The organism is Micromonospora sp. 4G55, from assembly GCF_016803375.1.
On sequence record NZ_JAEVHN010000190.1, the window covers coordinates 1 to 10,422 of the forward strand.

The window sequence follows — 10,422 nt, forward strand, 5'->3', positions numbered from 1 at the left end:
GCGGTGGCCGCCGCGGCCTGCACCCACGACGGGATGGAGTACCCGCCGGGGCTGCTGCCGCGCGGCTGACTCAGAGCACGCCGGTCTCGCCGTCGGTCAGCTCGCGGAGGATGTCGGCGTGGCCGGCGTGCCGGGCCGTCTCCTCGATCATGTGCACCAGGATCCAGCGCAGCGACACCTCGCCGAGCTGGGGGTGCGGCACGACGTGGTCCAGCGGGAACCGGGCCGCCACCTCGCGGGACCGCGCGCAGGCCCGCTCGTACGCGTCGACGAGCGCGTCGAGGGTCTCCCCCTCGTCGACGGCGAAGCTGGCGGCCGCGTCCTCCTCGGCGGTCGGGAAGACCTCCCCCGGGGCGGGGTCGAGCAGGATCGGAAACCAGTTCCGCTCGATCAGGGTCAGGTGCTGGAGCAGGCCGGCCAGGGTGGTCGCGGACGGCACCAGCCGGCGGCGGGCGTCGACGTCGGCCAGGCCGCGCACCTTGCGCAGCACGATGCCCCGGTGGAAATCGAGGAACGCCGTCAGCACGCCCGTTCGTCGCCGGTGCGGGCCAGGACCGGCGACGAACGGGCCGTGGGGTCGATCTCGATGTCCGCCATTCCTGAACCGTAGACCCCCGGCCCGACCGGGCCGCTGCCGGCAAATCCTGCGGTGCGGCGATCGTCGGGGCAGGATGGGCCCATGGCATCAACGGTGCGGATCCCGCTGGCGGACGGCCCGGCGGACGGCGAGTCGGTCGTCGTCGAGCTGGACAGCAACAACCGTCCGCCGCTGACCCATCACCACCTCGGCCCGGAGGGACTGGCCGACGCGCAGATCTACGAGCTGGAGTCCGTCGGCGACGAGTACTGCTACCGCTGGCGCGGCCCGGCGGTCTGAGCGGTCCGGGGTGCCGCCGGCCGGCGGTCAGGCCTCCATCCGGGCCAGCGCCCGGGACCGCAGGCTCTCCAGCACCGCCCGGGTGACCTGCGAGGTGCCCCGGGCCTGGTCGCAGACCTCGGCGACCAGGCGGGCGGTGGCGTCCGCCCGGGCCTCGCGTTCGTCCCAGAGCCGGTCGACCTCCGCGAGCAGCGGGCCCTCCACCTCCCGCTCCACGCCCCGCAGCGCCGGCACCCCGAGCCGCTGGGCCAGGTCGAAGACCTTTCCCGCGTACGGCAGGGGAAGGAACGGCGTGCCCACCATCGCGGCGAAGATCAGGAAGTGCAGCCGCATGCCGACCGCCAGGTCGAAGTGCTTCATCAGGCCGAGCACCTGTCGGGGCGTGTAGTCGCCGTGCAGCACCCGGCCCCGGTCGGCAGCGATCATGTGGGACATCACGCCGTGCGAGTGCCGGATGTCGTCCCGCTCCATCGGGACGAAGAGGACATAGGCGTCGATCCGCTGCACCAGGAAGTCGCCGATCTGGGCGATCAGCCGGTGGTACCCGTCGATGTCGAGCCGCTCGGCGGCCCGGCCGGGCTCGCGGACGCTCAGCCCGACCAGGCGCTTGCCGGCGGGCACGCCCTCCTCGCGCAGCAGCCGGGCGGGGAAGTCCTCGGGTTCCAGCAGGAACGCCGGGTCGGCGGTGACGGTGATCGGATTGAGCAGCCCCGCCTCCTCCAGCACCATCCGGGACTCCTGGTCCCGCACGGTCACCTCGATGGCGTCGGCCAGGGTCTCCCGGACCATGCCGGTGTCGACGCCGTCGCTGAGCGGTCCCACCCCCACCGCGTACGTCAGCAGCGGCAGGCCCCGCTCCTGGGCGACCCGGACGACGCGCAGGTAGCGGCGGGCCTCCCGGTCGTACAGGATGCCGCCGCCACCGAGGATCAGCAGGTCGAGCTGGCCGAGCACCTCCGCGGAGTCGACCCGGCTGACCCCCTCCCAGGGCACCGCCTCCACGTCCGGGTGGGCGAGCGCCGTGTGCGACGGGTTACGGGAGAAGACGATGATCCGCGCGTTGGGTTCCTGTTCGCGCAGGTCGGCGAGGAGACCGGTGAGGATCGCCTCGTCGCCGAGGTTGCGTCCGCCGTACGAGCCGAGCACACCGATGGTCAGGCCGGCGCCGTCTCTCATCCGTCACTCCTCCCGGGGTACGTCGCAGGCGGTTTCCCGTTGCGACCGGTGGCATACCTCGGGCCGCACCGGGCGGCGGGGGTGTGCTCAGGCGCGGGCGACCAGCCGGGACACCAGGGCGGAGACCACCTCGTCCGGGTCGAAACCGGCATCGATCGAGGTGGTGAGGAGATCGAGCAGGAGCCCGTCCAGCGCGTAGTGCAGCAGGGCCACCTCGAACGCCCCGCCGGGCAGCCCGGCGGCGACGTGGAACGCGACGTCGTCGCGGTAGCCGCGGCGCAGCGTGTCGCCGAGGATCCGGGCCAGTTCCGGCCGGCGCACCGCCTCCAGCCGCAGCTCGATCAGCGCCCGGGTCAGCTCCGGCTGGGCGGTGGTGCGCTCGACGATGTAGCGGACGTAGTCGGTGAACAGTTCCAGTGACGGCTCCCGGGCGCCCAGCTCGGCGAGGGTGCCCTCGTCCGGCGCGAACCGCTCCATGATCCGCTCGCCGAGCGCGCCGAGCATGGCGTCCCGGGAGCGGAAGTAGTTGGAGGCCGTACCGAGCGGGACGCCGGCCTCGGCGTCCACGGCGCGGTGGGTCAGGCCCCGCGCCCCGGTCGCCGCCAGCACCCGCAACCCGGCGTCGGCCAGCGCCGCCCGCCGCTCCACGTTTCTCGCCACGAAAATCACCCTAGCGCAAACCACGACAGGTGTTGTAGTTTCTCAACCACGACAGCAGTAGTGATTGAGGAGTTCGTTTGCGCAAGCTCGTGTACTACGTCGCCAGCACGCTCGACGGCTTCATCGCCGCTCCTGACGGGTCGGCCGACTTCATCCCGCTCGAACCCGACGTGCTGGAGCACCTGGCGGCGACCTGGCCTCAGACGTTCCCCACCTTCGCGCACGAGCGGTTCGGCATCGACCAGCCAGCGGGCCGCTTCGACGCGGTGGTGATGGGGCGCGCCACCTACGACCCGGGGCTCGCCATCGGCGTCACCAGCCCCTACGCCCACCTCACCCAGTACGTCTTCTCCCGCTCGCTGCCCCCCGCGGACTACCCCGAGGTGCAGCTCGTCGACGCCGACCCGGTCGAGTTCGTCCGCGAGCTGAAGCGCCGCGACGGCGGCGACATCTGGCTCGCCGGCGGCGGCCAGCTCGCCGGCCAGCTGCTGCCCGAGGTGGACGAGCTGGTGGTCAAGCTCAACCCGTTCTTGATCGGCCGGGGCGTACCGATCGTCGACCGGGAGTTCGACCCGCGCCGCTTCCGGCTGGTGGAGACCCGGCCCTTCGAAAGCGGGGTCGTCGTGCTGCGCTACCTCGCCGCGTAACGCGGTTGCCCGCCGGCCCGGCCCTGCACCACGCTGAACGGATGGTTGAGCTGGTCAGGACCCGGATCGGCTGGGCCGACCTGCCGGGCCACGTCCGGTCGGCGGTGCAGGACGTCCTCGGCGGCCGGGTGGTCGAGGCGGTGTCCCAGCCGGGCGGCTTCTCCCCCGGCACCGCCGACCGGGTCCGCACCGCCGACGGGCGGCGCGCCTTCGTCAAGGCGGTCAGCCGGGCGCGGAACGCCCACAGCGTCGCGCTGCACCGCGCTGACGGGAGCCGTCGCTGCCGCGCTGCCGCCGTCCGCCCCGGCGCCCCGGCTGCTCGGGCGCCACGACGACGGCGAGTGGGTGGCGCTGGTCTTCGCGGACGTCGAAGGGCGGCACCCGGCCACCCCCTGGCGTGCCGACGAGCTGACCGCCGTGCTCGACACGCTGGCGGCGATGGCCGCGGCGCTGACCCCCGACCCGGTCCGGCACGCGCCGACCGCCGTCGCGCGCCTGACGTACGACTTCACCGGCTGGGACCGGATCGCCGCCGACCCGCCCGCCGACCTCGACCCGTGGGCCCGCGCGCACCTGGACGACCTGCGCGCCTCGGCCGCGCGGGGGCTGGCCGCCCTCGACGGCGACACGCTCTGCCACATCGACCTCCGGGCCGACAACCTGCTCGTCGACCCGGCCGGCGCGGTGACCGTGGTCGACTGGCCGCACGCCTGCCGCGGCCCGGCCTGGTTGGACACCGCGCTGCTGCTGGTCAACGTCGAGCTGCACGGCGGCCACGACACCGAAGCGCTGCTGCGCCGGCTCCCGCTGACCGCCGCCGTCGACCCGGACGCGCTGACCGGCGTCTACGCCGGCCTGGCCGGCTTCTTCACCGACGGCGCCCGGCAGCCGCCCCCGCCGGGCATCCCCACCGTCCGGGCGTTCCAGCAGGCCCAGGCGGACGCCCTGCTGCCCTGGGTACGCCGCCGACTGGGCTGATCAGCAGGTCGCCGGCCGACCCGGCCCCGGTCCGGGCCGTGGCACCATGACCTGTGGTCCACCGGGGAGGAGTCGTCAGGTGAGCGACATGGACATCCCGCGCGCGGTCCCCGCGCCCGCCCGGCGGGCGTTGGCCGGCGCGGGCTGGACCCGGCTGGACCAGCTGACCGCCGTCACCGAGCGGGAACTGCGGGCCCTGCACGGCATGGGACCGAAGGCGATCGGCGTCCTGCGGGCGGCGCTGCGGGATCGCGGCCTGAGCCTCGCCGGGGAGCAGGTCGACCCCTGACCACCTGAACGAGGCGTCCGATCGCCGCCAGACCGCCGGCCCGTCCGCGCCGATGCTGAGAGGCATGACGACGACACTTCTGGACGGCAAGGTGGCCCTGGTGACCGGCGGTGGGCGGGGCATCGGGGCAGCGACGGCGCTGCGCCTCGCCGCCGACGGCCGCCGACGTGGCGGTGACCTGGCAGCGCGACGCCGAGCGGGCGGCGTACCGGTGGTGAAGCAGATCGAGGCGCTCGGCCGGCGGGCGATCGCCGTGCGGGCGGACAGCGCCGACCCGGCCGCGCTGCGGGCGGCGGTGGACCGGACGGCGGACGAGCTGGGCCGGCTGGACATCCTGGTGAACAATGCCGGGGCCTTCCTGGTCGGCGCGATCGACGAGTTCACCGCCGACGACCTGGAGCGCACCATCGCGGTCAACGTCCGGGGGCCATTCGTCGCCGCCCAGGCGGCCGTGCGGCACATGACCGCCGGGGGCCGGATCATCTCGATCGGCAGCAACGTCGGCGAGCGGGCGGTCTTCCCCGGCCTGGCCGCGTACGCGATGAGCAAGACCGCGCTCGCCGGGCTGACCCGGGGCCTCGCCCGCGAGCTGGGGCCACGGGGCATCACGGTGAACCTGGTCGTCCCCGGGCCGACCGACACCGACGCCAACCCCGCCGACGGACCGAACGCCGACGCCATCCGGGGGTTCACCGCCCTGGGCCGGTACGCCTTACCCGCCGAGATCGCGGCCATGGTCGCCAACCTGGCCGGCGACGATGCCGGCTACGTCACCGGTGCGGTGATCGCCGTGGACGGCGGCTTCACCAGTTGAATCCGACCGGCGGGTGCGGCGGGCCCATCGCCGCACCCGCCGGCAACCGCCGGACCTGCCGGCTGACGTCCGAAGCGCCACCGTCGGCACCCGCGCCGCCAGGTCGCTCACTGCGGTGCGCGGACCTCGTGGGTGAGGAACGGCAGGACGGCGGCGGGCAGGGCCGGCGCGGCGACGATGTCGTAGTGGGTGAGGCCGGGCAGCACGGCCAGCCGGGACGCCGGCCGGTCGGTGCCGTCCCAGCCGGCGTCCCGCCGGCCGCCGCCGAGCAGCCCGAAGAACTCCGCCATGTGGGTGACCGGGATCGAGTCGGCGTCGGCGTAGACCAGCATGGTGGGCACGGTGAGGGCGGCGACCTCGGCCGACCAGTCGTACTCGCGGCGCAGCAGGTCGCCACCCTTGGCCCAGAGCCGCGGCCAGTCCTCGGGCCGGGGCGCGATCCGCGCGTACAACTCGTGCGGCGGCGTGCCCCGCATCTGCTCACCGACCCGCTCGTCCTGGCTGGCCATCGCGGCGAGCACCTCGGGATACCAGCCCTGCCGCCGGCACGGGGTGGAGACCAGCACCAGCCGCCGGACCAGCCCGGGATGCTGGATCGCGGTACGCAGCGCCACCCCGCCGCCGAGGGAGTAGCCCAGCACGTCGACACCGGACAGGTCGAGGTGCCGCAGCAGGGCGGCGACGTCCTCGGCCATCGTCTCGTACCGCAGTGGACGGTCGACGTCGGCGGTGCGCCCGTGCCCCTGCAGGTCGACGGCGATCACCTGCCGCCGCTGGGCGAAGGCGGGCAGGACCGCGGCGAACATCTCCACCGCGCCGTACCCGCCGTGCAACAGCACCAGCGGCCGGCCGCTGCCGTGCGTCTCGTACCAGAGGTGCAGACCGTTGACGTCCGCGTAGCTCACCGGCGGTGCCTCCCGTTCGTCCCCGTCCCCGTGCCGCCCCATCCTGACAACGCCGTACGACACTCGGGGGGCAGCGGCCGGCTCCCCGGGTACCGGTCGGGCTCAGCGGGCGAACGGGGAGTCGGGCAGCGGGGGCAGCGGTGGGGCGTCGCTCCCCGCGTCCACCCGATCGGTCTGCCAGCGGACCAGCACGGGCGCTGCCCCCCGACCGGCGTACCAGGCGAGGACACCCACGGCGACGGCCAGCGCGGCGACCACCAGCACGGCCGACAGCCCCCGCAGGGTGGCCCGGCGGTCCACCGGGTGCCGGGGTGGCGGGGAGTGCTCCAGCTCGAACAACCACTGTGGCCAGGTCATAGCGACGCCCACACCTCCCGGGCGACGGTGGTGGCGGCGGCCACGATGGCGGGGGCGGTGACACCGCCCGCCTCGTACCGCACGTAGACCCCGTACGTACCGAGGCAGGACGACAGGTGGACGACGTGGCTGTCGGGCTGGTCGCCGCGCTCGAAATAGTACGTCCCGACGTCGCCGATCGGGACCGGGTGGTTGGTCCGGTTGACCGGCAGGGTCAGCGCTCCGGGTCGGTCGGCGCAGCGGGGCCCCTCCCCCTCGTCGTTGCGCCCGTAGCGGGTCAGGGCGACGAACAGGCTGGTGCCGGCGGTGCCCGGCGGACCCTCCACCAGGCAGGAGGTGCCGGACCAGCTCGGCTCGGCCTCCTGCTCGGCCTGCGGCGGGCCGTGGCGCGGGACGAGGATGTCGAAGACCGCCGGCCGGAGGAGACCGCAGACCGACGGGGGCGCGCTCGGCTCGACGGTGGCGCTGCCGTACCCCTGCTGGAAACCGATGCTGGCCGCGATCAGCACGCAGACGGCCGAGACCGTCAGCCAGGTGACCCGTCGCGCGCTCACGCCGTCAGTGTGGCGCGGGCCGGCAAGGTGGAGCCGGCGGTCGGACTGCGGAACCAGGTACTTAAGAACCCGAGCCCGAGGCGGTCAGCCGCCCCCGATGTGGGTCGCCGCGAGTTCCCGGATCTGCTCGTCGGGGTCGTCGAGGAGACCGGTCAGCGTCCGCGTGATCAGCTCGGGATCGACGCCGGGAACCTCCTCGACGAGCGCCACCAGCGCGTAGTAGCGCGTGTCGGCGTCGTCGTCCCGACACAGCAGTTGCAACGCCAGCACCGCGTCCGGCTCTGCCCGGTCCTCGTCCACCAGAGCCGGCAGCGCCGCCGCGACGTGGAAACGGACCGGGCCACTGGGGTGGTCGACGAAGCGCAGCACGTCCCGCAGCGCCTCCCGGGCGCGGTGGTACCCGAGGGCGGAGATCACCCAGCCCAGCACCCGGGGATCGACCTCGTGACCGAGCCGTGCGACCAGCAGCGACACGGTCTCGCCGCGGAAGGGCCGGCGCCCGGCGTCGTCCTGGTCGCCCAGCTCGCGCAGGATCCGCACCCCGAGTTCCCGCTCCGCCGGATCGGCGCGCGTCACGAGGCGTACGGCGGCGTCCCACACCTCCCGGGTCGGCCGCCCGTGCAGGGCGACCAGGTGGGGCACCGGGTGGTCCGGGTCGTCCTCCGACACCTCGCGCAGCGCGCCGGCGAGCAGCTCGGCGGTCGACAGCTCCGACAGGTCCACCGGACTTCGCGAGGGCGCCATCACCTGAGTATCGGCGACCGCGGCTGCGCGGGACGCGTCCGGCGGAAGGTGGGTGGTTGGAGGTGAGTGGTGGGCGCGGCAGGTTTCGAACCTGCGACCCCCCGCTTGTAAGGCGGGTGCTCTCCCACTGAGCTACGCGCCCGGAACGCCCCGTACGGCGGGCCGGAGGGTGGCAAGCTTACCTGCCGGCCTCCGGCCCGGTCGAACGGTGTGCCCGGTTGGCGGCTGTCGGCCGTCAGGCGGCGACGGCCTCCGCGAGGGCCTTGCGCCAGCCCTCCTGGTCGCGCGCCTCGCCCGGCATGTTCATCTCGGCGAACCGGACGACGCCGGCCTTGTCGATGACGAAGGTGCCCCGGTTGGCGATGCCGGCGACGTCGTTGAACACGCCGTACGCCTGGGCGACCGCCCCGTGCGGCCAGAAGTCGGCCAGCAGCGGGAACTGGTAGCCCTCCCGCTCGGCCCAGATCTTGTGGCTGTAGACCGAGTCGACGCTGACGGTGAGCACCTGGACGTCGTCGTTGACGTACTCGTTGAGGTTGTCCCGCACCTCGCACAGCTCGCCCTGGCAGATGCCGGTGAAGGCGAGCGGGTAGAAGACCAGCAGCACGGTGCGCCTGCCCCGGAAGTCCGAGAGCCGGACCTCCTGGTTGTTCTGGTCCTTGAGCACGAAGTCCGGCGCCTCGGCGCCAACCTCGATGGGCATGCGAGCTCCTTGGGTTGAGTCTGGAGGTGGCAACAGCCTGCCACACCCGGCGGCGACCGCCGCCGGGTCACGGACCGGTCGGGCTACTTCTTGCCGCCCTTGGACCCCCGCCGCAGCACCAGGCGGGCGCCGCTCCAGTCTCGGCCGGCGTTGATCGTCGAGGTCTGCTGGAGCCCGGCGGTCTGCGCCGACTCGGCGACCTCGCTCGGCTCGACGTGCCCGTCGCGGCCGGCCTTCGGGGTCAGCAGCCACACGACTCCGGCGTCGGCCAGCGGGCCGAGGGCGTCGACGAGGAGTTCGAAGAGGTCACCGTCGCCGTCGCGGTACCAGACCAGCACCGCGTCGACCACCTCGTCGGTGTCCTCGTCGACCAGATCTCCACAGCGGTCGGTCAGGGCGTCGCGGAGATCCTGGTCGACGTCATCGTCGTACCCCATCTCCATGACGACCATCCCCGGCTCGATCCCGAACCGGTCCGCCAGGCTGCGTACCCCGTCGGCGGCCTGACCTGCGGTCGCGCTCACTGTCGCGTGCCTCCTCATCTCATCCCTGCTCGCGGCGTCCTGCGACGCCGTCAGGCAAAGTCCACACAGTTGCGGGCCCACGCGCAAGTGGCGCACCGGGTGGAACGGAATTTACCGTGCCAGCAGCGTACGGGCACCCTGGGTAATGGCTTCCTCGGAGACCAGAACCTGACGGGCGGCCGGACCTAATGGTACAAACGAGTCGACTCCGGCCACTCGTCGCGCGGCACCCACATATCCGGCGTCGACCAGCGCCGCGATGATCCCCTCGCCGACGCCGCCGGACCGGCGGGTCTCGTCCACCACCAGCACCCGGCCGGTCGCCGACGCCTCGCGGATGATGTCCGCCACCGGCAGCGGGGCCAGCCACCGCAGGTCCACCACCCGGGTACCGATCCCCTCGTCGGCCAGGACGGCGGCGGCCCGCAGCGACATCCGCACCCCGTTACCGAAGGTGAGGATGGTGACATCCTGGGCCGAGCCGACGCCGTAGACCCGGGCGCGGCCGATCGGCACGTGCCCGGCCGCCCACCCGCCGGGCTCGGCGTACTGGCCCAGCCACTCGCCGTCGCCGGGTTCGTACAGGTCGCGGGTGTGGTAGAGGGCGATGGGCTCCAGGAAGACGCAGACGCTGCCGTCCACCGCCGCGGCGGCCAGGCAGGTGCGCAGCAGCGGCGCGGCGTCGTCCGGCCGCGCCGGCACCGCGATCACCAGGCCGGGCACATCCCGGAGTACGGCCACCGAGTTGTCGTTGTGGAAGTGCCCGCCGAACCCCTCCTGGTACGCCAGCCCCGGCACCCGCACCACCATCGGGTTGCGGAACGCCCCCTGCGAGAAGAACTGCATGGTGGCCGCCTCGCCGCGCAGCTGGTCCTCGGCGTTGTGCAGGTACGCCAGGTACTGGATCTCCGGCACCGGCAGCAGCCCGGCCAGCCCGGCCCCCAGGCCCAGCCCCAGCACCGAGGTCTCGTCGAGCAGCGTGTCGAAGACCCGCGCCGGGCCGAACTTCTCGCGCAGCCCCTTGGTCACCCCGTACACCCCGCCCTTGGCGGCGACGTCCTCGCCGAAGACCGCCAGCTGGGGATGGGCGAGCAGCCCGTCGGCCAGGGCGGCGTTGATGCTCTGCGCGAGGGTGAGCGGGCCGGCCAGCTCCGGCGGCTTCCCGCCGAACGCCTCGACGCGGGCACCGGCCCC

Annotated in this window: 13 protein-coding genes, 1 tRNA gene and 2 pseudogenes; 5 read left to right on the forward strand and 11 right to left on the reverse strand. The window is 73.7% G+C overall.

The window, feature by feature from the left end; genetic code table 11:
* Positions 1–70: 70 nt before the first annotated feature.
* Positions 71–597: pseudogene (locus tag JNW89_RS17070) on the reverse strand (DinB family protein).
* 82 nt (positions 598–679) lie between these two features.
* On the opposite strand from JNW89_RS17070, the gene JNW89_RS17075 reads away from it, so the two are divergent.
* A complete protein-coding gene (locus JNW89_RS17075) occupies positions 680–877 on the forward strand; it encodes a hypothetical protein (RefSeq protein WP_088960946.1) in 198 nt (65 codons plus the stop codon).
* 27 nt (positions 878–904) lie between these two features.
* On the opposite strand, the gene JNW89_RS17080 is transcribed toward JNW89_RS17075, so the two are convergent.
* Positions 905–2,053, reverse strand: coding sequence for a polysaccharide pyruvyl transferase family protein (locus JNW89_RS17080; RefSeq protein ID WP_238449677.1), 1,149 nt, complete (start codon positions 2,051–2,053; stop codon positions 905–907).
* Positions 2,054–2,140: 87 nt separating this feature from the next.
* Positions 2,141–2,713, reverse strand: coding sequence for a TetR/AcrR family transcriptional regulator (locus JNW89_RS17085; protein ID WP_238449678.1), 573 nt, complete (start codon positions 2,711–2,713; stop codon positions 2,141–2,143).
* A gap of 77 nt (positions 2,714–2,790) precedes the next feature.
* Between JNW89_RS17085 and JNW89_RS17090 the strand changes: the two genes are divergently transcribed.
* The 4 genes and pseudogenes from JNW89_RS17090 to JNW89_RS17105 all read left to right on the forward strand — a co-directional run bounded on the left by JNW89_RS17090 (position 2,791) and on the right by JNW89_RS17105 (position 5,441).
* The gene (locus JNW89_RS17090; RefSeq protein ID WP_238449679.1) at positions 2,791–3,360 is read left to right on the forward strand and encodes a dihydrofolate reductase family protein; all 570 of its coding nucleotides are present in this window, start codon (positions 2,791–2,793) and stop codon (positions 3,358–3,360) included.
* Between the two features lie 41 nt (positions 3,361–3,401).
* Positions 3,402–4,338 (forward strand): annotated as a pseudogene (locus JNW89_RS17095) (phosphotransferase family protein).
* 79 nt (positions 4,339–4,417) lie between these two features.
* Positions 4,418–4,627 (forward strand): DNA-binding protein, encoded by a 210-nt coding sequence (locus JNW89_RS17100; protein ID WP_375155112.1) that lies wholly within the window; start codon positions 4,418–4,420, stop codon positions 4,625–4,627.
* 64 nt (positions 4,628–4,691) lie between these two features.
* Positions 4,692–5,441, forward strand: a complete 750-nt coding sequence (locus JNW89_RS17105) for an SDR family NAD(P)-dependent oxidoreductase (RefSeq protein WP_238449680.1) — start codon at positions 4,692–4,694, stop codon at positions 5,439–5,441.
* A gap of 107 nt (positions 5,442–5,548) precedes the next feature.
* Here the strand turns inward: JNW89_RS17105 and JNW89_RS17110 are convergent, their stop codons facing one another.
* The 8 genes from JNW89_RS17110 to JNW89_RS17145 form a co-directional block, all read right to left on the reverse strand.
* A complete protein-coding gene (locus tag JNW89_RS17110) occupies positions 5,549–6,346 on the reverse strand; it encodes an alpha/beta fold hydrolase (RefSeq protein WP_238449681.1) in 798 nt (265 codons plus the stop codon).
* A 102-nt stretch (positions 6,347–6,448) separates the two neighbouring features.
* Entirely contained in the window at positions 6,449–6,703 is a 255-nt protein-coding gene (locus tag JNW89_RS17115; protein WP_238449682.1) for a hypothetical protein, read from the reverse strand.
* Complete coding sequence (locus tag JNW89_RS17120) at positions 6,700–7,257, reverse strand: hypothetical protein (RefSeq protein ID WP_238449683.1); 558 nt, start codon at positions 7,255–7,257, stop codon at positions 6,700–6,702. The genes JNW89_RS17115 and JNW89_RS17120 overlap by 4 nt, the downstream gene beginning before the upstream one ends.
* Before the next feature lie 84 nt (positions 7,258–7,341).
* On the reverse strand, positions 7,342–8,001 hold the full coding sequence (locus JNW89_RS17125; protein WP_238449684.1) for a HEAT repeat domain-containing protein: 660 nt from the start codon (positions 7,999–8,001) through the stop codon (positions 7,342–7,344).
* Between the two features lie 67 nt (positions 8,002–8,068).
* Positions 8,069–8,143: transfer RNA gene (locus JNW89_RS17130), tRNA-Val, on the reverse strand.
* Positions 8,144–8,236: 93 nt separating this feature from the next.
* Entirely contained in the window at positions 8,237–8,704 is a 468-nt protein-coding gene (locus tag JNW89_RS17135) for a peroxiredoxin (protein WP_210776123.1), read from the reverse strand.
* An 83-nt stretch (positions 8,705–8,787) separates the two neighbouring features.
* A complete protein-coding gene (locus tag JNW89_RS17140) occupies positions 8,788–9,228 on the reverse strand; it encodes a DUF3052 domain-containing protein (RefSeq protein ID WP_179801213.1) in 441 nt (146 codons plus the stop codon).
* A 111-nt stretch (positions 9,229–9,339) separates the two neighbouring features.
* A partial coding sequence (locus JNW89_RS17145) for an alpha-ketoacid dehydrogenase subunit beta (protein ID WP_305070515.1) occupies positions 9,340–10,422 on the reverse strand: 1,083 nt, incomplete at its 5' end.

Excerpts from the sequence above, each read along its gene's own strand:
- JNW89_RS17115 (WP_238449682.1), bottom strand. The coding sequence starts at position 6,703 with ATGACCTGGCCACAGTGGTTGTTCGAGCTGGAGCACTCCCCGCCACCC.
- JNW89_RS17075 (WP_088960946.1), top strand. The coding sequence starts at position 680 with ATGGCATCAACGGTGCGGATCCCGCTGGCGGACGGCCCGGCGGACGGC.
- JNW89_RS17135 (WP_210776123.1), bottom strand. The coding sequence starts at position 8,704 with ATGCCCATCGAGGTTGGCGCCGAGGCGCCGGACTTCGTGCTCAAGGAC.
- JNW89_RS17080 (WP_238449677.1), bottom strand. The coding sequence starts at position 2,053 with ATGAGAGACGGCGCCGGCCTGACCATCGGTGTGCTCGGCTCGTACGGC.
- JNW89_RS17105 (WP_238449680.1), top strand. The coding sequence starts at position 4,692 with ATGACGACGACACTTCTGGACGGCAAGGTGGCCCTGGTGACCGGCGGT.
- JNW89_RS17125 (WP_238449684.1), bottom strand. The coding sequence starts at position 8,001 with ATGGCGCCCTCGCGAAGTCCGGTGGACCTGTCGGAGCTGTCGACCGCC.